At 58.4% G+C, this 22,634-nt stretch carries 27 protein-coding genes, 1 tRNA gene and 1 pseudogene; 12 read left to right on the top strand and 17 right to left on the bottom strand.

Features of this window, described 5'->3' with window-relative positions:
* Positions 1-94: 94 nt before the first annotated feature.
* From ACZ5IL_RS12345 to ACZ5IL_RS12290, 12 genes are all read right to left on the bottom strand, one after another.
* Positions 95-685 (bottom strand): hypothetical protein, encoded by a 591-nt coding sequence (locus tag ACZ5IL_RS12345; RefSeq protein ID WP_464591809.1) that lies wholly within the window; start codon positions 683-685, stop codon positions 95-97.
* 10 nt (positions 686-695) lie between these two features.
* On the bottom strand, positions 696-866 hold the full coding sequence (locus tag ACZ5IL_RS12340) for a hypothetical protein (RefSeq protein ID WP_464591807.1): 171 nt from the start codon (positions 864-866) through the stop codon (positions 696-698).
* Between the two features lie 5 nt (positions 867-871).
* Entirely contained in the window at positions 872-1,072 is a 201-nt protein-coding gene (locus ACZ5IL_RS12335; RefSeq protein ID WP_464591806.1) for a hypothetical protein, read from the bottom strand.
* Entirely contained in the window at positions 1,069-1,242 is a 174-nt protein-coding gene (locus ACZ5IL_RS12330; RefSeq protein WP_464591804.1) for a hypothetical protein, read from the bottom strand. The genes ACZ5IL_RS12335 and ACZ5IL_RS12330 overlap by 4 nt, the downstream gene beginning before the upstream one ends.
* Positions 1,239-1,535, bottom strand: a complete 297-nt coding sequence (locus ACZ5IL_RS12325; RefSeq protein WP_464591802.1) for a hypothetical protein — start codon at positions 1,533-1,535, stop codon at positions 1,239-1,241. The genes ACZ5IL_RS12330 and ACZ5IL_RS12325 overlap by 4 nt, the downstream gene beginning before the upstream one ends.
* Before the next feature lie 43 nt (positions 1,536-1,578).
* A complete protein-coding gene (locus ACZ5IL_RS12320) occupies positions 1,579-2,175 on the bottom strand; it encodes a hypothetical protein (RefSeq protein WP_464591801.1) in 597 nt (198 codons plus the stop codon).
* Positions 2,176-2,598: 423 nt separating this feature from the next.
* Positions 2,599-4,104 carry a hypothetical protein gene (locus ACZ5IL_RS12315; protein WP_464591799.1) on the bottom strand — a complete coding sequence of 502 codons (1,506 nt, stop codon included), beginning with the start codon at positions 4,102-4,104 and terminating at the stop codon, positions 2,599-2,601.
* A gap of 697 nt (positions 4,105-4,801) precedes the next feature.
* On the bottom strand, positions 4,802-6,346 hold the full coding sequence (locus ACZ5IL_RS12310) for an AAA family ATPase (RefSeq protein WP_464591797.1): 1,545 nt from the start codon (positions 6,344-6,346) through the stop codon (positions 4,802-4,804).
* Positions 6,343-6,843 (bottom strand): bifunctional DNA primase/polymerase, encoded by a 501-nt coding sequence (locus ACZ5IL_RS12305; RefSeq protein ID WP_464591795.1) that lies wholly within the window; start codon positions 6,841-6,843, stop codon positions 6,343-6,345. The genes ACZ5IL_RS12310 and ACZ5IL_RS12305 overlap by 4 nt, the downstream gene beginning before the upstream one ends.
* On the bottom strand, positions 6,836-7,234 hold the full coding sequence (locus tag ACZ5IL_RS12300) for a hypothetical protein (RefSeq protein WP_464591793.1): 399 nt from the start codon (positions 7,232-7,234) through the stop codon (positions 6,836-6,838). The genes ACZ5IL_RS12305 and ACZ5IL_RS12300 overlap by 8 nt, the downstream gene beginning before the upstream one ends.
* A 64-nt stretch (positions 7,235-7,298) precedes the next feature.
* Positions 7,299-7,496, bottom strand: coding sequence for a helix-turn-helix transcriptional regulator (locus tag ACZ5IL_RS12295; protein ID WP_464591792.1), 198 nt, complete (start codon positions 7,494-7,496; stop codon positions 7,299-7,301).
* A gap of 192 nt (positions 7,497-7,688) precedes the next feature.
* Positions 7,689-7,865: a hypothetical protein gene (locus tag ACZ5IL_RS12290; RefSeq protein WP_464591790.1), complete on the bottom strand. Its 177-nt coding sequence runs from the start codon at positions 7,863-7,865 to the stop codon at positions 7,689-7,691.
* 503 nt (positions 7,866-8,368) lie between these two features.
* Between ACZ5IL_RS12290 and ACZ5IL_RS12285 the strand changes: the two genes are divergently transcribed.
* Positions 8,369-9,718 (top strand): hypothetical protein, encoded by a 1,350-nt coding sequence (locus ACZ5IL_RS12285; RefSeq protein ID WP_464591788.1) that lies wholly within the window; start codon positions 8,369-8,371, stop codon positions 9,716-9,718.
* Between the two features lie 62 nt (positions 9,719-9,780).
* Positions 9,781-10,161: a hypothetical protein gene (locus ACZ5IL_RS12280; RefSeq protein ID WP_079447045.1), complete on the top strand. Its 381-nt coding sequence runs from the start codon at positions 9,781-9,783 to the stop codon at positions 10,159-10,161.
* Here the strand turns inward: ACZ5IL_RS12280 and ACZ5IL_RS12275 are convergent.
* Positions 10,121-11,755: a glycoside hydrolase family 17 protein gene (locus ACZ5IL_RS12275; protein ID WP_464591786.1), complete on the bottom strand. Its 1,635-nt coding sequence runs from the start codon at positions 11,753-11,755 to the stop codon at positions 10,121-10,123. The genes ACZ5IL_RS12280 and ACZ5IL_RS12275 overlap by 41 nt on opposite strands.
* Before the next feature lie 235 nt (positions 11,756-11,990).
* On the opposite strand from ACZ5IL_RS12275, the gene ACZ5IL_RS12270 reads away from it, so the two are divergent.
* The 4 genes from ACZ5IL_RS12270 to ACZ5IL_RS12255 all read left to right on the top strand — a co-directional run bounded on the left by ACZ5IL_RS12270 (position 11,991) and on the right by ACZ5IL_RS12255 (position 16,534).
* Positions 11,991-12,557 carry a beta-1-3, beta-1-6-glucan biosynthesis protein gene (locus tag ACZ5IL_RS12270; RefSeq protein ID WP_464591784.1) on the top strand — a complete coding sequence of 189 codons (567 nt, stop codon included), beginning with the start codon at positions 11,991-11,993 and terminating at the stop codon, positions 12,555-12,557.
* A 186-nt stretch (positions 12,558-12,743) separates the two neighbouring features.
* A complete protein-coding gene (locus ACZ5IL_RS12265) occupies positions 12,744-15,410 on the top strand; it encodes a glycosyltransferase (protein ID WP_464591782.1) in 2,667 nt (888 codons plus the stop codon).
* Positions 15,411-15,559: 149 nt separating this feature from the next.
* Positions 15,560-15,635 (top strand) — tRNA-Lys (locus ACZ5IL_RS12260).
* A 74-nt stretch (positions 15,636-15,709) separates the two neighbouring features.
* A complete protein-coding gene (locus ACZ5IL_RS12255) occupies positions 15,710-16,534 on the top strand; it encodes a hypothetical protein (protein ID WP_464591780.1) in 825 nt (274 codons plus the stop codon).
* Between the two features lie 118 nt (positions 16,535-16,652).
* On the opposite strand, the gene ACZ5IL_RS12250 is transcribed toward ACZ5IL_RS12255, so the two are convergent.
* Together ACZ5IL_RS12250 and ACZ5IL_RS12245 are read right to left on the bottom strand one after the other, a co-directional pair.
* Complete coding sequence (locus ACZ5IL_RS12250; protein WP_464591778.1) at positions 16,653-16,856, bottom strand: cold-shock protein; 204 nt, start codon at positions 16,854-16,856, stop codon at positions 16,653-16,655.
* A 116-nt stretch (positions 16,857-16,972) separates the two neighbouring features.
* The gene (locus ACZ5IL_RS12245) at positions 16,973-17,485 is read right to left on the bottom strand and encodes a hypothetical protein (protein ID WP_464591776.1); all 513 of its coding nucleotides are present in this window, start codon (positions 17,483-17,485) and stop codon (positions 16,973-16,975) included.
* A gap of 491 nt (positions 17,486-17,976) precedes the next feature.
* On the opposite strand from ACZ5IL_RS12245, the gene ACZ5IL_RS12240 reads away from it, so the two are divergent.
* Positions 17,977-18,654 (top strand): outer membrane protein, encoded by a 678-nt coding sequence (locus ACZ5IL_RS12240; protein ID WP_464591774.1) that lies wholly within the window; start codon positions 17,977-17,979, stop codon positions 18,652-18,654.
* Positions 18,655-18,855: 201 nt separating this feature from the next.
* On the opposite strand, the pseudogene ACZ5IL_RS12235 reads toward ACZ5IL_RS12240, so the two are convergent.
* A pseudogene (locus ACZ5IL_RS12235) lies at positions 18,856-18,983 on the bottom strand (cold-shock protein); the annotation flags it as partial.
* A 51-nt stretch (positions 18,984-19,034) separates the two neighbouring features.
* Here ACZ5IL_RS12235 and ACZ5IL_RS12230 point away from each other — a divergent pair.
* The 5 genes from ACZ5IL_RS12230 to ACZ5IL_RS12210 all read left to right on the top strand — a co-directional run bounded on the left by ACZ5IL_RS12230 (position 19,035) and on the right by ACZ5IL_RS12210 (position 21,101).
* Positions 19,035-19,223, top strand: a complete 189-nt coding sequence (locus ACZ5IL_RS12230; RefSeq protein WP_464591772.1) for a hypothetical protein — start codon at positions 19,035-19,037, stop codon at positions 19,221-19,223.
* 473 nt (positions 19,224-19,696) lie between these two features.
* On the top strand, positions 19,697-19,885 hold the full coding sequence (locus ACZ5IL_RS12225) for a hypothetical protein (protein ID WP_464591770.1): 189 nt from the start codon (positions 19,697-19,699) through the stop codon (positions 19,883-19,885).
* Positions 19,878-20,045 (top strand): hypothetical protein, encoded by a 168-nt coding sequence (locus tag ACZ5IL_RS12220; protein WP_464591768.1) that lies wholly within the window; start codon positions 19,878-19,880, stop codon positions 20,043-20,045. The genes ACZ5IL_RS12225 and ACZ5IL_RS12220 overlap by 8 nt, the downstream gene beginning before the upstream one ends.
* Before the next feature lie 99 nt (positions 20,046-20,144).
* Complete coding sequence (locus ACZ5IL_RS12215) at positions 20,145-20,456, top strand: hypothetical protein (protein WP_464591766.1); 312 nt, start codon at positions 20,145-20,147, stop codon at positions 20,454-20,456.
* Between the two features lie 384 nt (positions 20,457-20,840).
* The gene (locus tag ACZ5IL_RS12210) at positions 20,841-21,101 is read left to right on the top strand and encodes a hypothetical protein (protein ID WP_464591764.1); all 261 of its coding nucleotides are present in this window, start codon (positions 20,841-20,843) and stop codon (positions 21,099-21,101) included.
* 607 nt (positions 21,102-21,708) lie between these two features.
* On the opposite strand, the gene ACZ5IL_RS12205 is transcribed toward ACZ5IL_RS12210, so the two are convergent.
* On the bottom strand, positions 21,709-22,545 hold the full coding sequence (locus ACZ5IL_RS12205) for a hypothetical protein (RefSeq protein ID WP_464591762.1): 837 nt from the start codon (positions 22,543-22,545) through the stop codon (positions 21,709-21,711).
* Positions 22,546-22,634 lie beyond the last annotated feature (89 nt).

Below are 22,634 nucleotides of genomic sequence, written 5' to 3'. Positions count from 1 at the left end.
CGGGCAAAATACGCGATGGTGTCGGCATTGCCGACGACACCACCCGCTTGTCACGCATCACCCCGCCGATTTTCGACGGGATGCGCAGGTTCGCTTATGCCCGAGGCCAGTGCTGCTTGCCACCCGTGAAGGCGGCGGGGATCACCATCGCGGAAAACGGGAACTCGTAATGTCCGGCCGGGTGCTTGCGGTACAGAGTCTCGTAGCAGGTGATGCTCTCGGCGATGGGACTCAGCCGTAGCGCCTGGTTCACAATATTCGTTTCGTCGGCGACCTCGTTAAGGCGCGCGAGAACGTCGCCCATCTGGGATGCCAGCTTGTCAAACTCGGTCAAGAGCTTCTTACTCTCGACGATATTCGCATTCCGAGATACCTCAGCGCGCTTTCGCAGAGCTTCGTCCTTAGCTGCGGCCTCAGCCGCTGCTTCGGCCGCTTCCACCCTGGGCAGCTCGTCATTCAGATGCGATACGCGTGCCTCAAGCCGCGTGATGGCGCGGCGGTCTACGGCGATTTCGTTCTCGATCTGCACGTGGGCTTCGTCAGAAAGCAGGGCCACATTGACGTTTGCAGCTTGAATCTTGGCGCGGTGGTCAGCGAGCTTGCTTTCGGCCTCGCTGATCTCTTTTCGGATCATGTCGGAAGTAATAACCGAAGACTTCGAGAAAAGCTTAGTGATGATAGACATTGGTTGCCTCTTAGAGTTCGCGCTTTGCGCGATGATGGTTGTTGCGGGCCATGTATTCGGCGGCCGATAGTTCCAGCGTGTCAGGCGAGTGAAGCGCCTGGGCGGTGGTCAAGCGACGCAGGGTCGCGGCATATGCCTGAGATGCATCCCTGGCAGCGCGGATCGCATTCTTGCGGGGCATGCCTGTCAGCCCTTGAAGCTCAGGTACGCTGCGCACGCGCAGTTCCACTCGCTTTCGGCTCCAGCCACTACGTGTGCTGCAAAGACGGGATCGCTGGCCATTCCGGCGCGGTACAGGTGCTTCGCATCGTCAAGAGATTGCTTCGCTGTCGCGAGCCGCACTGAGGCGCTTTTCAGGTCACGGAGGATGGATTCTTTCCGGGTCATGAGAGGTACTCCTTAATAGGGTTCAGCCGTTCGGCTTCTTTGGCAAGCCGGGCTTGCTCGAAAACGACGCGATGTTTGGCAATGATGAGGTCAACTTCGCGGGCATGGGTCCGGCGCTGATGATCGGTCCAAAAATCGCTGAGGGGACGTTCGTCGGGATAGGCCATCATTGTGCACCCTCCACCGTGCGGGCGTTGCGCCACTCGTCGAGATCGCCGATCTCAAAAAGTTTGATGCCACGAAGTGCAACGTGGCGCGGACCACGACCTGCTCGGACGTGGCCGGCGAACGTACTGGCCGGGAGGTCGAGATATGCAGCGCTCTTCCGCTGACTGAGTTTTTTCAACATGGGAAGTTCGAGCCTTTCGAACCACCCCCGGTCGGTGGGGAAATCAAGACCACCGGCCGGGTTAGGTTCAAACGAGGAAAGTTGCTTTCGAGTGGAGAAAAGCAACTCGCGCATTGTGCTCGATTGGATCGTTTCGACGAGTCTATTCGAGATACCCTTAAGCGACGCTCTTACGACGGTGGCGCTTCACATTGTCATTCGCGGCGCGGCTGGCGATGCGGGCGCTTCGTAATGCGACGCGCTCAGCCTCGCGCGCTTCAATGCGCTCCTTCGCGCGTTCACGAAGGAATGCTTGATCAGCCGCAAGTTCTCCCAGTACTGACCACACCTCAGGGAGGTCGGCTTTCATCTTCGCGGCGAGTCGCGCGAGGTCTGCCGCGATTTCACTGGGCAGAGTCTCTACCTTCGGGCACGGAAAAAAGTGCCAGCCGATTGCATTGAAGCACGCTTCGATTGAGGAGTAAGTTGGTGCCGTGCGGTGCCGCCAAGACTTCAGAGTGCTTCTCAAAATTCCTGACGCTTCGGCAACTTCGTCATAAGATCGGCCATTCGCCTTCAGCAGAGAGAACAGCAATCTGGCCACCGACACTGCGTTCGTCGGAACCGTCAATGCGCGCTGCGCGCGAGGGTTGAGCGGCCGAAGGTAGAGAGGACCTTGGGTTCTATCGTAAGGATGATAGCGAGGCATTTTCAGAAACTGCGCTGATGAATCTGTACGCAGGATCGCCCATGGCGCCATCAAAATGGAGCCCATTTCAGTTGTCTTTAAATCGCTCGCACCACCGCTGTCGGCCTCGATCGTAAGAACAACAACCTACTTTTATTTTTTTGTACCTACCGCTATCTGGCAGTTGCGCGTCACCCGCTACCCGGGTACCGTCTGGAAGTACCTTTTTACCTTTGTGCATCGCGTTTGGACCTTGCGATGTCCGCTTGTTGGTCAATAGCTGAGAAATGGAGGATGTTGCGCGAGTTCGCAGATGATCGACCACGCCACATCGGGGGCTGACACGCGCGCTCGGTTACGGTCGCGACGGTGACGGTAGTGCCCTTGAAGATGCCCAAGCTCAGTTGAACGGATAATAACGAAGCGAGAAGAAGGCGATGTTGTTGCTGGGAGTAAGCCCCACGTTTGGCGTGCCTGTCCCAGTAGGGAGCCCCGGGAATGCGGTCAACTTCACGTATTCGTACTGCAGCCCGGTCCTGACGCGCCCCAAATCGCGCCTTTGTAAAGGTCCTGCCAGAATCCAATTGTGAACTCCTGTGCCTTCTGAACGTCGAAGGTACAGGTGAAACCGGCGATGGGCGTGTTGAAGGTACCAAGCGTGCCGCCAGTCAGATTCTGACTGGAGCACCCGTTGTTGATGAAATTCGGATTTCCCCAACCGCCCTGTGTGGCCGCGACGGTCCACGAATTGGCGTAGCTCCGGTCCTGGCCATAATAGACATAAATGTCATTGCCTTTGATCGGATGGGCTACCGCCCCCACGAGGAATGACAGACCGGTGACTGGCGTCAGCGACCCGTTCGGTCCAATAACGGCGTCGGGCAACTGGCTCGACATGTAACGGCCGACGCCCTGACCGTACATGACACTGCCTTGCAGATCGAGAACCTTCGAAATCACGGGCAACAACACGCTACCGCCAACTCCCCATGCGAACGTGGTCTTCTGCGACCAGCTGTTTGGAATGGTCGAAATTGCGACCTGATCGCTGAACCACCGTTGCAAGCCGAAGACTTCGTAGTGACCGAAGCCCGGATCGAGCGCAAACTTCTCGATGACATCAGGCGCGATATCGTTCGAGCAGGTCGCCGTACCGTTGAGATGCGACGCACCGTTGCAATTGTTGTTGATGCTTGTGACAATCGGCGCGGGCGGCGCAACGGTCCCGGCGCTGACGCCACCCGGGAACGTGATTGCCGGCTCCTCGATCGACAAACCGAACCAGGCAAGATTGTCCCAATCGTAGACCAACCGGACCTGAGGGGTGCGCAACCAATCGAAGCCCGGGACGTACTGAGCGTTGATGGTCACCGGCGCGTTTTCGGTGCCCGGAAGCATACCGACCTTATTTTGAGTCAGGAGACTCCATGCTTGTCCCGCAACAGCGTGAATGTGGTAAATGTCGTTGTCGTACTGGGCATATAACTGACGTATGCGGGGAGTAAAACTGTTACTCTCGCGGTTGTTTGCATCCGTTGAGGCGCCGAGAAAATCCATTTCGTAGTAGGCTTTCAAGTGCTGCTTCGGATCGATGTCGCCATTCACGTTCAGGGCAATCCGACTCTGCTGTGCGCTCATCCGAAACTCCCTTTGGTTCCAGAGCGCCGAATTTTGCAGCGGGATTCCCGGATTTGCGAACGGCGGATCGCTCGCGCCATTCGATATTTCGTTATGTTGGCGCCACGCTCCGTCGAGCGAGATAAAGGACCCGGCCATTGAGACGTGAATGCCATCGAACCAGTAAGGTAGACCCTTGACCGGCATCGATGCCCCAGGTTGCGGCGGCGGGATAATGATTTCATTGCCATTGCGCGCCGTAACGATCTGCGATGGCGCCGCGCCTGCGTTCGTATGCGCTGCGCCTGCCTGGGGATGCGCCGTGCCTACACGCTGCTGAGCCAACTGCTTCCTGTTCTGCGCCAGCTCCCGCTGCATTGCTTCCATTTGCCGCTTCATGTCGTCGATCTGTCGCTGCAATTGTGCTTCATCGGCGTGAGCCGGGACAATCGCGATTTGGGATGCTCCAAATACCGTCCCAAGCAGTAATCCGGTGATTCCTTTTTTGATCTTGAGACTGTCTCCTCGTCTCTCCTGTTGCGGAGAGCACGTGCGTGCAAGCGCATGTGTTGAGAGCCAAGAGAGTAACAAGACCCTGGATGCCCTCGGATCGCGGTTCATGACAACCTCCTGCGTAACAAAGACAAAGCTGAAGCCAACCAGCAGCATGAAACTTAGCGGTATGAATGCGTGATGACGTTCGTGTATGGCTAAAGCGATATCGCCACGGTGCTGCACAAATCTTCGTGTGGCACCGGAATGGCTAATGACAGCTGCAAGCCGCATGAAGGGCTCGTTGCTTTGGCATGCGCGAATTTCTCCTCCGGGTCAAAAGCTGAAGTCGAACCGGCGGCGGCAAAGGTCTGCTATGGGGGCCTAAGAGGACATTCACCGCTTATACGGGCCGGTCTCACCCCCCCCGACCAGCTTCGCGAACGTCATGCCAGCGGCAAACATCGCCGCGCCTACGATAGCGAACACCTTTGGCGAACATGTTCGCGAACATGTTCGCTGTATTTTTGTTCGGGGTATCCTCAAAGTGTAACATGCGAACAGTACAATACACCCCCCTTAGGGGGGTGTACGCTGTTCGCTGTTACGCGGTACCGGTTCGCTCATCTTTAATGTTGTCGTTCGCGGCCTTCGGGTAGAAATACTCACCGATTTTGTCCGCAGCCTTTTTTTGAATATCGCCAATGATCCTGCGAACCATAGACTCTCTCGAAGCATCCGTGGCGTTTGAACCCCTCCTTTGCTCCCGGAGGATGATTTCCTTCAAGTCGGACTTGTGAACCGCAGTCCGCCCATCGACGGGATTAGCCTCTCCCTTCTCCCTGATCGCGGTTTCAAACAACCGGACAGCGAGCGGCTGCTTTTTGCTGCTCAACTTGATATCGCCATCGTCGAAATCAGTTGCCGCCTCATCCCGAACGACAACCGGCGCATCCGTAACCTTCCCGTTCTCGTCGGTTCCGACCACGACTGACTTCATGGTGTAGGCCGCAATCAGACCCTCTTCCTGATCGTTCCCGCCATCGCAGCGCAGCGTGTAGCGACCGTTGTTGTTCCTCACCAGGAAGGAGGCATCCACAGCGCCGTCCAGGTCGATTGCGCCCTTGGCCCGTTCCTGCTCCCAAGGGGTATGATGAATGACGGTGACATGGGCTCCGGTCTTCTCAATGATCGTATCGACGGCACGGACGAACTTGCCCATGTCTTGGGCCTTGTTCTGATCTGCACCGCCGAAGGTGCGGGACAGGGTGTCCACAATGATCCAGACCGGGGGCAGTCCGTGATGCTTTCCGAGATCGGTAATGATCTCTGCCATGTGATTTGCGTCCGCCAGTCCGTTCGTGAGATCGGCCGCCCCCTCGATAATGGCCACCGCAACCCCGGACACTCCATGGTGCTTACGGAACGCCATCATGCGACGGCGCGTGGTCGGGCCGCGCTCTGCCGCGAGATAAACAACCAGGCCTTTCTTGACCGGGCGGCCGTGCCATTCCATGCCAGCGCCGACGTGACAGGCCGCATCCGTGAAAATGGCGCTCTTTCCCGATCCGGGCTTTCCGACCGCATAGGAAAACTCCCCGGCGGCAATGAAGCCTTCCACAACCCATTCCTTTTTCGCGTTGTCCTCGATGTCATCGAACATCGTCACGCGGAACTTTTCGCGCTTGAGGGTAGCCGGGGCGGTACCAATGGGCGGGTCGATGTCTTCATCGGAGATTGCCGCATCTTCCGTAACGATCGGACGCGACATGCCGCTACCGATGCCGCTGGCAATCGTCTTCTCGACGGAGGAGATTCCGTCGTCCTTCACCAAGCCGTTGCGGTGGCAGGCGTTTGTCAGCGCCGCCTCGACCTCGGCGCGCTCGATCGCACCCGCACCAATGAATCCGCCCAAAGTGAAGGCGATCCTATTGAGCAAGTCGTTCCGTCCACCGCGAGTTTCGCGCGCAAGTTCGCCAGCTAGTTTGTCCAGCACTGCCCGGGCATGGGATGATGACTCATCATCCCGGTGCGTGAGCGCCACTTCAAGATTTCCACGCTTGGCGCTTCCCTTTTTGATCTCGGGCGGCGGATTCGCGATCCAGTCGGGCGCGAACGGAATGTTCTTCAAGTAGTCTTCGCGAGTCACTGGATCACCTCCCAAAATTGGCCGGTGAAATAGACCGAAGGTGGCGCGATGGTGTAGTTGCCATCGCCGCGCACCTCGATTCCATTGCGCTTGAACTTGAAACCTGACCGTCCTCCAGGTGGGCAGCGGAAATAGATGTGCCTTCCGCCGCTCCGCGTGCGAACCTGGCAGACGCTATCCGTTACGTGAAAGCCTTCCGCTGAAAGAGCTGCAAGGTCGGACTCGCCATCGGCGTCGTGCCCTTCAATGGTTTCGACGTCGAGCGCGATCACGCCATTGACGAGACCGGTGGGGAAACCGATCATCACCCCGGACCCAGCCTTGTTGAACATTCGAGCGACGTCGCTCACATCGCTCGAAGCGTCGTGAAATCCGTTCGGAGTGAGCGGAGCCTTGTTGGCGGGGTTGCATGGGAACACTGAAAACCCGCGCCGCGCCAGAGTTACAGCAGCGGCGCGCGGATCGTCGGGAAGGTCGGAAAAAAGGTGCTTATGCATCACAATGCACTCGCTGCCCGGTCGTTTCCGGCTCAATCACCCTCATCGCCAGCCGCCAAAGTTCGGCGTCGCTCATCTTGTGGCATCGCCGCCATTCCGGATTGTCCGTCAATCGGCGATGCCCCTTTCGGCTAAGCCGGTTCGGGTCACAGAGCATGTGCAAACACGCGCGGATTACACGCTCACGAGGCGTGCCAGGTTCAAAACGCAGACTGGAGAACGCGTCATACTTGTCTCCGGCCGCGGAAATTTCCGGGTCAGCCGTCGAGATCTCGAACTCAAAATAGTCCGGAGCATGGTGGCGCGAGTAGTGCAGAGTGAGCCGGAACGGAAGCTGCGCGGGAAACGGGCTATCGGATTGCGTTGCAGTTTTCTTATTTTCGATATACATGTTGCGTGTTCCTATCTACTCGTTGATGCAAAGAGCCCGCCGCGCCAGCGTGCGGGTTTTTGCATTATGCAGCGGACTTACCGCCCGGTGCGATGCCGTTGGCGTTCATAAATTCCGCCAGGCTCTGGCGCGTGTAACGCGGCGAGCGCCCCACACGGACAGCCTTCGGTCCGTAACCCTGACGACGCCAGCGGCCCAACGTGATGGTAGACTTGCCGAGAAAGTCCGCGACCTCGGATTCAGTGAGAAGAATGTCGTTCATGGTGTAACTCCGAATTGGAATGACCTGACGCGAGCAATTTTGACGGGTTGCGATGGGCTTCGGGAGTCTGTTCCGATATCCCCAAATTCACCCATCAAAAACCACTGCGCCGCAGCGACTTCTCGCATTTGCTACAGAGATGTTACAAAAACCCCGCCGGAGCGGGGTTTTGAGGGTCGCTCACGCCGAACATCAGACACTCGCTGCGAGTCGGCGGAGGGCCAAAATTGCAAGCTTGGAATCGGTTACGCCTAGAGCGTTTTCGGCGTGCGCCTCCATGCTGTCGGCGAGTTCTTCGACGTAATCGGCGATCGTTTCGCCAGGTTCGAGATTTGTAATGATATCGGTGAGGTCAATTTTCTTAGTCATTCTCAGTCTTCCTCTATTTCATGATGTGAAATAACGCCGCAATGCCGGGCGGCGAGGCCGGCCGTCAGTCAGCTTTCCTCCTTTCGATTGGTCGGTCGGTGATCTCCCCAAGAACGGGAATCCGAGAGATGGCGTCCGCCATCGTCCTGAGCGCGCGCCTAACGCGCGGGGGGCGGCCTGACGCGCGTTGTGGCGGTGTCTCGATTTTTGGAGCAACGACGCCCTGCCCGCCGCCCGGCAGTCCTAACAAGGGAAGGACACTCCCGGCGCGGTGAGCCACCGCTGGAAAATACCGTTTCCAAACAACAGACGTTTTTAGGTGGGTGAGCCAGCCTAAGCTGTTGCAGAAGGCTTTGAGTGTTCGTTCTCGTGGTTAGCGCATCAAGCGTCGCCGTCATTAAGCTTTTTTTGTCGAAAGTGAAAACCGCCAACCTCCCTGAGATCGAGCAGGTTTCCTGTTAACATCCAGACATGATTCGGAGCGGGGGCCCGGCGTCATCGTTATGGCGAAGAATCAGAATGGTTTAGCCGAAGGCGTGCAGGCCAACGAAAGCGGTGGCTGGCCGGGCGGCTTTCTTGCCGAAGAGGAAGGATTCGACCGCCGCGCTTTATGGCGGCTCGGATTCTGGGGCGTCGGGTCAGTCGGGGCCGTAATCGTCGCTCTCCTGGCTTACAATTCCGGTGCCGGTATCCGGCCACACCAAGTCGTCGCCACCGATCTCGTAAAGCAATCGTCGCATTTGGAGATTGCGGAAGCGGCCAAGAAGGAAATAAGACGACTTTCGTCCGCTATCGACACATTGAACGGTGATCGCGACCGGCTGTTTGCCCGTATCGCCGCGCTCGAACAGGGATTCGAGTCCGTCACCGGCTCCATTAGCCGGAACGCGGCGCGAGGATCCGATGCCGTAACGACTACGGCCTCCATGCCGCCGATCATCGAGCCCGATCCAGCCAGAAAACCGGACTCATCGGGCTTAGACGCATCGACAACCAGAAATGCTTCTACGGATGCGCCTCTCTCTGCACCGGTTGCTTCCACCACCGCAGCGGCGGTGAAGCCCCTGGTCGCCACCTCCTCCCCCGCGGATGCTTCATCGAGGTCCGCAAACATTCAGCCAACACCCTCTCCCACCGCAGATTCGTCGTTCACGCCGACCACGCATGGAAAGGAGTTATCCACGGTGGTTGCGACACCCATCGCGCCTGAAGCCGCAGCACAACCCGCGCCGGCCGCACATGATCCGCCCGCAACACTACCTCGCGGACAAGATCAAACGGCAACCCGTGGGACCGAATCCGAACCCGAGCGAAACCTTGATCATAAGAAAGCGCAAATCGTAGCTGCCTCCATTTCTACGATCGCAGATGCCGTGCAGCCACATTCATACCCTAGCCCCGTTCCGGCGCCGCGCACCGATTTCGGGGTCGATCTCGGAAGCGCGAGTTCAATCAAAGGTTTGCGAGCGCTTTGGCAGGGCCTTCTGAAATTAGAGGCAAAAGAACTGACTCCGCTGCATCCGATCATCGTGCTGAAGGAAACCAACAACGGGAGCGGCACGCAGATGCGTCTGGTCGCCGGGCCGCTGGCCGACGCGGCAGCCGCGGCGAGGATATGCGCTGTGCTATCCGAGAACGGCAGAAACTGCGATACTGCCGTTTTCGACGGCCAGCGCCTGCTCGAAGACAGCAAAGACAACGATATTGCCCTCGCAACAAAAAGGCCGAAGGCAGCACACGCGTCGCGACATCGGCATAGCCGGAAGTCGACAAACGTCGAAGCACCGGCTCCACCCCCGCCCTTGCCCCTGCCGCCAAAGCCGTCGACATTCGGTTCTGCCGTTTCACACTGATGCATCCGGCAAGGGCTGGATTTCGGGTTGTGGGGTCCACAGATCCGGATCATATTCACGCGATGAAAAAAGATCCGTTCCGACTGACGCCTTATCAGGTGCAATGGCTGCTGATCGTGGGCTTCTTGAGCGTCGGTTACGCGCTCTATCTTCGTTACCTTGCGATCGAGCTGTCTACGGTATCACTGGCTTGCGACGCTGGCCTGCAAACCATGCTGTGCAGGGGCCGGAGCGTCGCAACGTATCTGTTTCGCAACCATGTCTTCGGCATTACGGCGCTGGTCGTCGCAGTGCTGCACGTGATCCGGCCATCGATCGTGCTGTTGACCGCGGGGCTCGTCGCCGCCGGCGTCGGAATCGTACTCTATAATGTCGGCCTTTCGGGTCTTGCAATCGGCCTGCTTATTCTGGGGTTTGCGCGGCCCGCGCCCGCCACAGCGTAATCCCGAGCACGGCGTAGATCAGACAGGTCGAAAGCGACTGCCAGTTCTTCGGACCTTCGTTAAATCCGACATAAACCGCAGCAATCATCAGCAGACCGGCAAAAACCGATTCCGCGACGGGTCGAACCCCGACGAGCGGACGATTGAGCCATGCCAACGCCCAGAGCGGCACCACGGCCATTGCCAGCGCAGCGAAGGGAAAATCCCGGTACCGTGGATCGAAGACGAAGCCAAGCGCCGCCTCCGCCGCGATCAAGGTGGTTACGAGCAGTGTGATTCCCAGCATCACCGTCAGCACCGAGCGGGTGCGGCCCGGGCGGGGGCCGATCAATTCGACGAACGTCGGCAGCGCACGTCCCGACATCAGGGCGTTCGCACCCAGCAACGGAGAGACCACTCCCGCCGCCAGCAGCAGACCCCAGCGCAGCGAGTTGCCTAGTCCGTAACTCTCTTGACACAGCTTGTCTGCGGCAACTCCGAGCAGGATTCCCGCCGAGGTCGCCGAGACCGCGACCGCGATCCAGGACATCCACCGCGGTTTCCAAGGCTTCCGCCGCAACGTCAGCATAGCGACCGCGAAAACAAGGACACACAATGCCATACCCGTGGCCATCTGGATCTTCCAGAGTGGGAAATTGCGGACGGGTTCGCCGGCTGGATATTTCAGCATACGCCGGGTGGCCTCGATCAAGCCCCAGTTGCCGCCGACCGTGCCCTCAAGCTGGCGCTTCCATGGCTGGTCGTAGGCCTCGATCAGGTTGACGCGAAATTTTTCGCGCTGCGCCATGTCGAGAATTTCGGACACCACACGCGCCTGATTGGCCCGCGAGGGCAGCGCGCCCTCCCGCATCCGGCCGGCGCTCGGCCAGCCGGTTTCGCCGATCAGGATTTCCTTGGCGGGAAAGGCCGCTGCGACTTGCTTTCGGATGGCGCCGATATGCGCGGCTGCGTTACGCGCGCGAATCGGAAAATCCTCCCAGTAGGGCAGGATATGGATGGTAACGAAATCGACAGCGTCATAGACCTCGCGGTTGCGCAGCCAGTATTCCCAGACATCCGCATAGGTCACCGGCACCGTCACCTGTGACTTCACCAGCCGGATGTTCGCGGTCAGATCGGAGGCCGTCATTTCCCCGCGCAGCAAAACCTCGTTGCCGACCACGATCGCGGTGATGACGTCGGGATATTCCTTCGCAAGACGGATCGCGATGTTGATTTGGGCGAGATTCTTCAGCCGGTTATTGCCGAGCCAGATGCCCTGGATGACCTTCAGGTCAACCTTCTTGGCAAGAGCAGGCAGCCGGTCGAGGCCGTTTTCGATCGAGTAGGTCCTGACGCACTTCGAGATCTTGGCCAATTGGGCAAGATCTTCAGCAATCTGCTCAGGCGCAATCTCGGTTGTGGCGACCAGTGGGGTCTGCTGACCCCGGAACGGTGCATAGGACACGCATTCCAGTTTCGCTGCCGGGTCGATCGGAGCTCGCGCAAGCTGGATCGGCGCGGCGAGCCACCACCACACTGCCGCGATCAGGCCTAGCGAAATGATGAGAAGCGCCAGTGGCGTACGAAATGAAATCGGCCCTATCCTCCGCAAGAGTCGTCCGATTAGCTTGTCGGGGCCTTTCTGCCAAGAGGAGCCGCCTTCCGACCACAATCATTCAGGCCACGTGTTACCCCGATGCAGTCAAGCCGCTCGTCTGCTGGACAAAATCCAAAATCTCCGTCATTTGGGAATCCTGAGAAGCGACCGGGGCACCTCGCCGCATTGGGGACCAATTTGCCCGTCATCTGATTGCGCGGTTGCGGCGGGCAAGAGTCGGGGGACTTTCATGCGTCGAGTGCTGTTTGGGTTTGAGAAAGCGTTGTTGCGTGGTCTTGCCGTTCCCGGCTTTGCCTTGCTGTTCAGTATCGGCGGAGCGATCGCGCAAAGCGGCGATCTTCGAGCCCAGGATCAAAACAAGCCAGCTGCGGGGAGTGCGACAAATGGAGCCGACGGCGCCAAAGACAGTCAGCGCAAAACCGACGAATTCGTCGAAGCCGCGCGCGTCATTGATGGTCCGGCGGGAAATCCGGAATGCGTCTGGCTCGGCCGCCGCGTAGTTCATTTGATGTGGCGCGATGACCTGGATACGGCCTTCCGTCATCTCGATCTCTACGATCGCTTTGGATGCCCGGGTGGACATGTCCAGGCGGCATTCCGTTGTCTGGTCCGGTTCGGACCTATTGACCCGAAGGCCCCCGATGCGCTGAGCGGCCGCGTTCATACCTGCTGGATCAATCCGGATGCACAACCGTCCGAGTCTGGCGCTGAGGCTTCTTCGCCGCCAGCTAATCCCGCACCCGTGACTCCCCCCCCGTCGAAGCCCGCTCCAGCTCCCGCCGCGCCGAAAAAATAATTGCCGCCGCGACCGCCAAGAACGATTCAGGATTTTCGAGGCTAAAGCGCGGAACCGCCCTCAAAACGCCACGGCGTCATACCAGTTGTAAAATCATGTCGCAGAGTTATGTCTGCTGATGTGTCGGTCGGACCTAGGGGCAGGTCCGCATTTCTGGCAGGCACGCCCCCTCATGGTTTAGTCGCGATGCGCGCCGTCGTCGCCGTTCTAGTACTTGTGACCGCTGCACATGCTGCACTCTGGGGAGTTCTTCAGGACAGACAGCAGGCTCCCGACTTCAAGGGTGCTCTGAGCAGCGTCTCCTACGCGCCCTTCGAAGGCACCGCTCATCCGGACGTCGATAATATCCCTACCGGCGAGAAAATCCGGTCCGACATGAAGGCGCTGGCGCCCCTGACCCGCGCGATCCGCCTGTATTCGTCGACCGGCGGCGTGGAGCTTGTGCCTCCCATTGCCAATGAATTCGGCCTCAAGGTCATGGTCGGCGCGTGGATCGATAAGTTTGTCGAGCGTAACGAGCGCGAGATGCTCGCCGCCATCGATCTCGCCAAACACAACGGTAACGTCAATGGCATCGTCGTCGGCAACGAGACGATCTATCGAGGCGACCAAAAGGTTTCAGATCTCATCAAGCTCATTCAGCGCGTAAAAGGTTCCGTAAATATACCGGTTACGACAGGCGAAATCTGGAACATCTGGCTCGAGCATCCTGAACTTGCATCGTCGGTCGACTTCATCGCCGCACACATCCTGCCCTATTGGGAAGGCTTTTCGAGCAAGCAGGCCGTTGATCAGGCTCTCATCATTTATCAAAAGCTGCGCGACGCCTTTCCCGGCAAACGGATCGTGATCGCCGAGTTCGGCTGGCCGAGCGCCGGATATAATCTCAAGAGCGCCGATCCTGGCCCGTTCCAGCAGGCGGCCACGCTTCGCAATTTCGTGGCCAAGGCCCAGTCGATCGGCATGGAATACAACATTGTCGAAGCCATCGACCAGCCCTGGAAGTTTTTCGAAGGTGGCGTCGGCCCGTATTGGGGCATCCTCAACGCGGATCGCGAACCGAAATTTTCCTGGAGCGGCCCTGTCGTCAATGAAGCCTACTGGAAACTTGCCGGCATCGCACTTTTGATCGGCGTCCTGTTGTCCTTGCCCATTCTGCGACTCGTCCGTCCCACCGTGATGCAAGCCGTGCTGCTGTCGGCTGCCGCCAACGGCGTCGGCGCCTGGGTTGCGACGGTTTTCGCCTACTGGACCGGCCATTACTTCGTTTTGGGCTCGGCTTTCGCGCTAATGCTCGGGTTGATTCTGCTTGTACCGCTGATCCTGATCGCGATGGCCCGCATCGAGGAAATCGCGACTGTGGCATTCGGTGAGCGCCCGCGGCGGTTGATTACCAAGGAGGCGGTGGCCGTTCAGGCGGCCACCGACGCATCGCTGCCCAAGGTCTCCATTCACGTGCCCGCATATTTCGAGCCGCCCGAGATGCTTAAGCAGACGCTCGACGCGGTCGCGCGCCTCGACTATCCGAATTTCGAATGCGTCGTCATCATCAACAACACACCCGACCCAGCCTTCTGGCAACCCATCCAGGATCACTGCCGCGCGCTTGGTGAACGATTCAAGTTCATCAACGCCGAAAAGGTTGAGGGCTTCAAGGCGGGAGCGCTGCGCATCGCCATGGAGCGCACCGCCGCTGACGCCGAGATCATCGGCGTCATCGATGCCGACTATGTGGTGCAGTCCGACTGGTTGAAGGATCTGGTGCCAGCCTTCAACGATCCCAGCGTCGGTCTCGTTCAGGCGCCGCAGGATCACCGCGACGGTGACCGCTCGTTGATGCACTACGTCATGAACGGAGAATATGCCGGCTTCTTCGACATCGGCATGGTCCAGCGCAACGAAGCCAACGCGATCATCGTCCATGGCACGATGTGTCTGATCCGCCGTGCCGCGATGGACATGGCCGGCGGCTGGGCCGGAGACACGATTTGCGAGGATACTGACCTCGGGCTCGCGATTGCCCAGCATGGCTGGGTCACGCACTACACCAACACCCGTTACGGCTACGGCCTGCTCCCGGACACTTACGAAGCCTTCAAGAAGCAGCGGCATCGTTGGGCCTATGGCGGCTTCCAGATCGTCAAGAAGCACTGGCGTCGCTTTCTGCCGGGCGCGAGCCGCCTGTCGCAAGAACAGAAGCGCGAATTTACCCTGGGCTGGCTCAACTGGCTGGGCGCTGAAAGCCTCGGCGTCGTGGTTGCGATCCTGAACCTGATCTGGGTGCCGATCGTCGCCTTCGCCGACATCGCCATCCCCGACAAGATCCTGACATTACCAATCATCGCTGCGTTCGTTGTGTCTCTGCTCCATTTTCTGGCGCTGTACCGCCTTCGCGTGCCGATAAAAACTGCGCAGATGTTGGGAGCGATGGTAGCGGCCATGTCAGTGCAGTGGACCGTATCGCGAGCGGTCGCACAGGGACTTATCACGGAGCACCTTGCCTTCGCCCGGACCTCGAAGGGCGGGCTGTCGCGGATGTCGATTGAGTTTCAAGCATTCTGGGAGGCGGTGATCGGCGTTCTCCTGTTGGTCGGGGCCGCGGTGTTGATCGCATCCAACCAGTACAAGGAAGTCACCGAAATCTACATTTTTGCAGGCGTGCTGATGCTCCAGAGCCTGCCGTTCCTGTCGGCCGTCGCCATTGCTATCCTTGAGACATCGCGCATCAACCAGTTTTCATTCTGGCGCAATGCCCGTATCCGTAGCGCCGAACTGATCGGGCTGCGGCCGGCGCCAATGCCGACAGGCGGGTCGGCGCCCGTCGGCTCCGAGATTCAGCGCGAAACAACCTGATCCCGGCCGGCATCCCCGTTTGCAGGCTGCTGAAAAAGTTTTGTCTCTAAGACCCGGATTTGGATGGGTTAATTGTGTTGTGCATTATCCCGCGCAGGCACGGGCGCTATTGACCAGCGCGGACTGGCCCCCTACACAGCGCGACATGTGAGCGCGTAGCTCAGGTGGTAGAGCACGTGACTTTTAATCATGGGGTCGAGGGTTCGAGTCCCTCCGCGCTCACCAAATGTAAAACAAAAACAATAGCTTGTTGGCATAGTGAGTTACTTCCATACTCTTCTCATTTGCGTGTCCGCACAATGTCCGGATTTACTCCTCCTGTCGGCGTTCCTCTAGGTAAGAGATTCGATTTAGTCTACGTCGAGCGCGGAAACGCTGTCGGCGACAGTGAGCGCATGAGGCATCGATTCGCCCACCATTTGACAAACGTCGGGAAGAGTTTCCCTCAATATGCTGAGGGCGAGATGGGCTTGCCAACTCCATACTCGACCGGACTCACTTGGCAACGCGTCCTCTCGAAATGGGATGTTGTCGATATTCTTAGTCTTCTGACACTTGCTTATAGGCGCCTTCAAGAATCGGGAGACTCCTATGCGAGGACCTGGGTGGCGAGGACGAACCGCGTCTTTGAGGAAGAAAATATTTCCTACCGCATGGATCCCGAAGGGGGAGTTCATCATCACGTCGATGACGAGTTCGCGCACAACCGCGCGTCGACGATTGCCGCGCTAGCAAACCCCCGCTACGCCAACGTTCGCCACGAATTTGAAGGCGGCCTGACCCTACTTGGCAAAGACAACAAGTTGGCCATTCGGCGGGTTTTCGGTGCCGCTGAAAATCTGTTCAAGTTGATGTCGCCTAGCGAACCTAGGCTCGGGGCTAAGGAAACTGAACGTCTTACCCCTCAGTTAAGGCATTTCTTCAAGGAAGATGACCAGGCGACCAATCTCGCCGCACCAAAAATCATCGCCAGCTTCAAAGATTGGATCGACGCCTGCCACTTCTACCGCCACGAACAGGCGGAAGAGAAGGTTGCGCAGCCCCCTACTCCCGTCGCCGTACATTTGATCAGCAGCGGAGCATCCTTTATCCGGCTAATGGCGGAAATAGATATATTTGGTTAAGCTGGGCACGTCTTTAACAGCCGAATAAACGGTCGCTGACTAACCAGAAACGCAAATGGCCCGAAGCATTGCTGCGGGCCATCCACATCGCGAGCGAGCTTAAATCCGGCTCAGCTCGCTAACCTAGCCGAAGGTTTTCCGCGCTCTCTTTGCCGCGGTTCGCTACGACCTCGTAGGACACCTTGGCGCCCTCTGCCAGGCCGGTGAATCCTGCCTTCTCGACGGCCGAGATATGAACAAACACGTCCTTGCCACCGTCGTCGGGCTGGATGAAACCAAACCCCTTCTGCCCGTTGAACCACTTCACTGTGCCTGTAGCCACGAAACTTTCTCCGATTGTTAGGAAAGCGGACCAAAGACCAAGCGATAATCCGATGCAAGAAAAACCCGCCGATGGACCGGCGGGCTACTGGTGATGAAACACCGTCTGCGGATCTGTTAGCCGCCTTCCTGGTGTCGTTGCGTGCGCCCCTTCTCGGCCCAGGCATCAACCCGGTCGATCCAGAGCGGGTGAGTTTCATCGCTGGCGCCGTAGATCTTCAGAAGCGATCGGACCGTGGGATCTAGCTCGGTATGAAGGGATTGCCTGATCCCGCGTATTGCCGATCGAAGCCGACGATCAAGCTCGCCTTCGTTATCGCGAAAGATATCGCGGATGGTGTCCAGCGCGAGAGCCAGTTGAACTAAAGCACCTTCGAGGCTCGTCGCTTGGGAAAAGCCGATGATCGTTTCGACCGCGTCGCGCCATTCGCCAAACTCCCCTTGGGTGTTAACTCTGGCGTGCCCGGAGGCCTTACGATGCAGCGAGAATTCCCGCTGAGCGGCTTCATCTGCGTCCCACAGGCGGAGCAACTCACGAGACAGCTCCACCACCGGATCACCAGCGGTCGACTGTGAGTGGCCTTCCTGAGGCGCTGCGGACGGTTTCGTGGTATGTTGTGAATCAGCCATGGCGAAGAAGACCTTTTCTCGCTGGGGTTAGGCCCGTCGCAGGTGGTGAGACACCTCGGCGGGCCGCTTGTTTTTGCGCAGGCGTTTGTGTATTACGCATTTATGCGCAAGTCAACTGTAAACGTAATACGAAAACGTCCGGGCAGACCATCCACCGGCCAGGATCCAGTGCGGACCATCCGACTATCAGATGAGTTTATGACTCGGATCGACGCTTGGGCCGCTCGTCAAAACGATGAGCCCGGCCGCTCCGAAGCCATCCGCCGCCTCATCGAGATCGGGCTGAAGGCGAAGGGGAAATTTGTCTAAGCCGGCGACTGTCCGGTCCAGGAATCGAATCATCCTTAGCCCCGCCAGAAATGGCGGCTTTTTTTTGGCAGCGGGTCGCCAACAATTCAACCGAGTGTGGCAGACACGCTACAGCCGCACCCGAGCTCCTACCGTTATATTGAGTGCTATCGATCGATCGTTTCCAATTAGAGGTTTTCCTCATGAAGAAGTTTCTTCTAGCGACCGCAGCCGTGCTGATCAGCGCGTCGGCTGCCTCCGCCGCCGATCTCGCGGCTCGCCCCTACACAAAGGCACCGCCCTTACCACCCGCGCCGATCTATAACTGGACCGGCTTCTATATCGGTGGCCACATCGGTGGTGCCTTCGGTGGTGAGAACAACATTCTGGCTCCCGGTTTCGTCGGCAACAATAACGACGGCAGGTTCATGGGCGGTGGTCAGATCGGCTATGACACGCAATTCGCGCCGAATTGGGTGTTCGGTATCGAAGCAAACTACAGCTTCCTCGACACCAGCAGCTCCTTCGCCAACCGTGGCCTCGGCTCGGTCACCGGCCGGCTCGGCTACAGCTTTGGTCCGGCGCTGCTGTACGTCAAGGGCGGCTACGGCTGGGCTGATTCGCGCTTCACCAACGGCTTCGCCGGCAACGGCGGGCGTGACGGCTACACCGTAGGCGGCGGTCTCGAATACCTGTTTACCCAGAACTGGTCGGGCAAGCTTGAGTACCAGTACTACGATCTCGGCACTGTGAATTTCGTTGGCCCGGCTCCGGGCTTGGTTCGGGGCAACCTCCACAACGACCAGCACACCATCAAGGTCGGTCTGAACTACCGCTTCAACTGGGGTGCTCCGATGGGCGCGATGGCCCCGGGATACTGATCAATCGTGAACCTCTTGGTTCTGAAATCGAAAAGGGCCGGCAGCTGATGCCGGCCCTTTGGCTTGTTTGGCAATCGAAGGCCAGCGAGTACCCTAGCGCGGTCGCGAATACGCGTTGCTGAGTAGAGCGGAAAGGCAAATGGCCCGAAGCATTGCCCGGGCCATTCACATCGAGAGCAAGCGTACATCCGGCTCAGCTCACTAACCTATCCGCAGATTCTCCGCGCTCTCTTTGCCGCGGTTCGCCACGACCTCAACTCTGCCAGGCCGGTGAATCCTGCCTTCTCCACGGCTGAGATATGGACGAACACGAATTGGTCCCGCCCGCCAGGAACCGATACATCGGCCGGTCATTGACCTAATGATCGAAGGATTAGTTCATGACATCAGATTTGAAATACGGTCCTGGAAGACAGCTCGACGACGGCGAACCGCGCTTGTCCGAAGATGATATCCAAAGGAATCAACTCGGGCCTCGCGGAGTGCTCGGAAAACCTGACCCCGCCAAAATGACGCCCCAGCGGGAGAAGAAGACGCCCAAGAATGTTGATCCCGGACATACCGCTTAGGGCGACACGATGCCGCCAATCGGCAATCCGGGAGAGAAGCTGGCGAGAGACAGATAGCCCGCTTAGCACCTTACCTTCACGATACCGGCATCGCCACTAATTGAGTCGCTCGAGCTGTGTCGATAGGCGCATAGTGATTTATCACCGACCGGATCCCGGCCTTTATCGGTGACTGAGAGTGTTGTGCTCCCGCCAATTTCAGGGGGAGTCGTATGACCGAACGAGAGCGCCTATCGCCCGTGCCAGGGCGAACCAAACCCGGAGTTGGGAAAGATTGGTGGACCTCAGAAGGTCATGCTTCTCATGATCGCTGTCGGATTTATTGTTCTAATCGGACTGATAGCCTATTTGCCGGACGTGGCGACACCATTCAAATAAAGCCCAAGCTAAACGCGGACCGAGAGGGAAACTGAAGCCGCGGATTGAATTCGCCGAAGCCCTAGAGGATTTTGATCCCTGCGAACGGTATTGAATTGAAAACGTTTTTCATCTGGCTCGGCGGTCTAGTTGTCTGCGGTTTTGTTGGTGCGCTGATCGGCGAGTACTTTGGTGAGCGCCAGGTTCTCGGTTTAGTCATCGGCCTGGTCGCGTTCGCATTTTTTAAGCTTTTGGTAGTGCCAGAGCGAACTGACCGCTACGGCACAGGGGGATTTGATGAGTGACAACCAGCAGGCCCTGGACCCTGCGAAAGCCTTGGCTGATATCCAAGCGCTGGTCCGCGTTGCTCTGGAGAGTGCAGACCCTGCCGTCATGCGGCATGACTTAGAGTTGATCCTGACGATCACGGAAGAGGCGCTGCAAACGACGCCGTCCCTGAAATAGAACACCCCGCCGGAGCGACGGGCCAAGCATACCACATTGATAAAGGAACGGCGGGCTGCTCGGCGAATTGGTCTCTCACATGTGCAAAGGAGCGCCATTATGACCGATCCCAAAACTCGACCCAGCGTGGGTAAAGATCCGCCGCCGGCTCCCGATAGTATGCGTTCCTACAGCAACCGTGATCCGGGCGATACGCCGAATCCGGACCCTGGATATCCCGGCCAAGCGGCCATGAACCAGAATAATCCTGACCAGCACCAGAACCGAGGCGAGAGGCCGCACGTGGAGTTTGAGCAGGACGAAAAAGCTAGAAAGGCCGAAATTAGGAAGGCCGTAGAGGAAGATAATCCGGACAACAAACCCGCCCACGAAGAGGGCCAGGAAAAAGTTGGGTACAGCGGCGGTACCTGATGGAGTGTTGTCGCCCCTTACAGAAAGGCCGCCCAATGGGCGGCTTTTTGTTACAAAGACTGGGATAACCGGCTCAGGACGGTCCCGGCAGCCTGCAAATGCCGGGGCGCCCTTCGCCGAGAGGCGTCGTCCCTGAACGCCCCCATAGCTAAGCACCCCACGGGCATAAAGTTGCTGGAACGGCCCGAAAGAAAACCCCGCCGGAGCGGGGCCATGCGGGCGCCGAAGCGTTAATGATCCCTCCTCAAGAATGTCTGAGACCGATGCTAACGCTTGTGACCATTCTACCGTTTTTGTTTTTAGGGACAGTCATCATAGCGGCCGTTTGCATCGGGGTCAGACGAAGTCTTCGCCCTAGACATCGCCGCGACAAAGGAGGGTTTGATGAACAAGCGTAAGGACTTGTCTCACATCCGAACACTGATAAAGGCGCGTGGGCAGGAAGTCCTCTCCCGACAGGGGGATAAAGAGCCTTTCCTCGATCCCAAGAAAGCTCTGCTGCACATCCGAACACTGGCTCGGGCTGCGCAGGACAGCGACGACGCGGTTTTACTACGGAAGCACATGGAGATGATCCTGGTACTCGTGGATAAGGCTTTGCCGAGCGGGTCAGAAAACCCTTCCGAAGCGATCTTCGGAGCGTAATTCTAAACGGTCAGTCCCGCCCTATCACACCCTGACGGTCTCCTAGTCGCTACGCCATTTTCGAGATGCTTCGCCCATAACGAGCGTCTTGTGACGGGAACTACTTTTCATCTATATGCATTGACTCAACCGGAACGGGTGGACCCACAATCCACATGATCCCCGACCCTGATTAGGCCCGCTGTTGATTTGCTTCCGGCGGGCCTTTTTAGGGACCTCTGCGGGGTCACGCGGTGCGGCTGGTTTTCTTAAGGAGGGCGAATTGAGCGGCCAACAGTACCCCGACGGCGAATTCGCAAAGGCAGCAGTGAGTCTCGCGCAATACATTCAAAGCAATTACAAAGATAAGAGGTGCGCCGACCACGCGGAATTTCTCAACCTTGTCGCGACTTGCGTTCGAGCTTTGCAGGGGGTTGGACCAGATAAGCTCGCAAGAGCCCCCGCCCACGCGCCAGCCAGTCCGGACCCATCGGTAGTCTCCCTAGCCCCATCTTAGCCTTCCAAAAATTCCTGGTTCAAGATTCGCAGCCGCTTCATCGTGAACTCGATCTCAGCGGCGACAGCTCTCGCCAACCTTCGACATGTACGCCGCGGCCGGTTGCGCATGTCATGCCGCCATCCGCTGCGCCTGCTGATCGGCCTGGCGCCCCCTCTTGCCGGCCTTTAGCGCTCCGCGGGCTGCCCGGATCTCGGGCGCGCGGATGCGCTCGCCGGCGACGATCCTGCTCTCCAACGCCTCACGCGCGGCAACTGGGAATGACGGTGACGACATGTCGCAAAGCGCCTTCCAGCTCAATCGCCGATAGACTTCAGGCTTGGTACCAAAAGCTCTGACCACTGCCATGAGGTGACCGGCGCGCTGAGTATCGATGCCAGCCAGCCGGCGGCGTGCTCGACCGAACTCGCGGTGTGATTTGATCTTGGCTCTGAGCTCGAGTAGCTGCAGGCCCAGCGCGATATTTCTTTCGATTTCTGGGATCCGCGTGATCGCCCGCGATGGCTTCGGCTCGGCCTTGACCCTCACCGGTTTCGGCGGTTTCGGTAACACGGACGGTCCGAGAATCTTTTCCAGCTCGACGCAAATCAGCGTTGCGATTCCGACCCTCAGCAGCTCCACTTTCGCAGCTTTCACTTTGCGCCTGAGTTCAATCAGCGCGATCTTGTCGAAGGCGGCCAGCCATTGCAGGCCCAGATTCGCCCAGCGAGGATGGAGCCGGATCACGTCTGAAATCGCTTCAATGACGTCTGCGATAAGCGCGCCTTGGTTGCCTTCAGACTCGGTAATCGTTCGCACGGTCAGTGTCGCGTGTGGAAGTCCATGTTGCCGGATCATGCGGTCGACGATGTTGACCGCGTGAGTTTCCATGGGCCCGCGTCGGCGCGCTTGTTTAAGAGGAATGCACCTGACGTCGAGAGCCTCGAACAGCTTCAACGCTGCGCTCATGTGCCCCCCATGAATCCCGCCATCGCAGAGCCCGGCGGTTACCTCCGCCGTCCAGGCCCGCGACGTCGGCCCCCTTAAATTCAGCGACA

The organism is Nitrobacter sp. CN101 (assembly GCF_055390255.1).
Note: the sequence above shows the minus strand (reverse complement) of the source record. Positions and strands in the feature narration are given on the sequence as shown.

Bases quoted from the DNA above. Each gene is read 5' to 3' on its own strand.
- ACZ5IL_RS12315 (WP_464591799.1), bottom strand. From the start codon at position 4,104: ATGAAGCGGCAAATGGAAGCAATGCAGCGGGAGCTGGCGCAGAACAGG.
- ACZ5IL_RS12340 (WP_464591807.1), bottom strand. From the start codon at position 866: ATGCCCCGCAAGAATGCGATCCGCGCTGCCAGGGATGCATCTCAGGCA.
- ACZ5IL_RS12205 (WP_464591762.1), bottom strand. From the start codon at position 22,545: ATGAGCGCAGCGTTGAAGCTGTTCGAGGCTCTCGACGTCAGGTGCATT.
- ACZ5IL_RS12240 (WP_464591774.1), top strand. From the start codon at position 17,977: ATGAAGAAGTTTCTTCTAGCGACCGCAGCCGTGCTGATCAGCGCGTCG.
- ACZ5IL_RS12295 (WP_464591792.1), bottom strand. From the start codon at position 7,496: ATGAACGACATTCTTCTCACTGAATCCGAGGTCGCGGACTTTCTCGGC.
- ACZ5IL_RS12215 (WP_464591766.1), top strand. From the start codon at position 20,145: ATGACCGATCCCAAAACTCGACCCAGCGTGGGTAAAGATCCGCCGCCG.
- ACZ5IL_RS12210 (WP_464591764.1), top strand. From the start codon at position 20,841: ATGAACAAGCGTAAGGACTTGTCTCACATCCGAACACTGATAAAGGCG.
- ACZ5IL_RS12335 (WP_464591806.1), bottom strand. From the start codon at position 1,072: ATGACCCGGAAAGAATCCATCCTCCGTGACCTGAAAAGCGCCTCAGTG.
- ACZ5IL_RS12290 (WP_464591790.1), bottom strand. From the start codon at position 7,865: ATGACTAAGAAAATTGACCTCACCGATATCATTACAAATCTCGAACCT.
- ACZ5IL_RS12230 (WP_464591772.1), top strand. From the start codon at position 19,035: ATGACATCAGATTTGAAATACGGTCCTGGAAGACAGCTCGACGACGGC.
- ACZ5IL_RS12300 (WP_464591793.1), bottom strand. From the start codon at position 7,234: ATGTATATCGAAAATAAGAAAACTGCAACGCAATCCGATAGCCCGTTT.
- ACZ5IL_RS12265 (WP_464591782.1), top strand. From the start codon at position 12,744: ATGCGCGCCGTCGTCGCCGTTCTAGTACTTGTGACCGCTGCACATGCT.
- ACZ5IL_RS12220 (WP_464591768.1), top strand. From the start codon at position 19,878: ATGAGTGACAACCAGCAGGCCCTGGACCCTGCGAAAGCCTTGGCTGAT.
- ACZ5IL_RS12280 (WP_079447045.1), top strand. From the start codon at position 9,781: ATGAAAAAAGATCCGTTCCGACTGACGCCTTATCAGGTGCAATGGCTG.
- ACZ5IL_RS12245 (WP_464591776.1), bottom strand. From the start codon at position 17,485: ATGGCTGATTCACAACATACCACGAAACCGTCCGCAGCGCCTCAGGAA.
- ACZ5IL_RS12325 (WP_464591802.1), bottom strand. From the start codon at position 1,535: ATGCGCGAGTTGCTTTTCTCCACTCGAAAGCAACTTTCCTCGTTTGAA.
- ACZ5IL_RS12345 (WP_464591809.1), bottom strand. From the start codon at position 685: ATGTCTATCATCACTAAGCTTTTCTCGAAGTCTTCGGTTATTACTTCC.
- ACZ5IL_RS12255 (WP_464591780.1), top strand. From the start codon at position 15,710: ATGTCCGGATTTACTCCTCCTGTCGGCGTTCCTCTAGGTAAGAGATTC.
- ACZ5IL_RS12305 (WP_464591795.1), bottom strand. From the start codon at position 6,843: ATGCATAAGCACCTTTTTTCCGACCTTCCCGACGATCCGCGCGCCGCT.
- ACZ5IL_RS12270 (WP_464591784.1), top strand. From the start codon at position 11,991: ATGCGTCGAGTGCTGTTTGGGTTTGAGAAAGCGTTGTTGCGTGGTCTT.
- ACZ5IL_RS12330 (WP_464591804.1), bottom strand. From the start codon at position 1,242: ATGATGGCCTATCCCGACGAACGTCCCCTCAGCGATTTTTGGACCGAT.
- ACZ5IL_RS12320 (WP_464591801.1), bottom strand. From the start codon at position 2,175: ATGGGCTCCATTTTGATGGCGCCATGGGCGATCCTGCGTACAGATTCA.
- ACZ5IL_RS12285 (WP_464591788.1), top strand. From the start codon at position 8,369: ATGGCGAAGAATCAGAATGGTTTAGCCGAAGGCGTGCAGGCCAACGAA.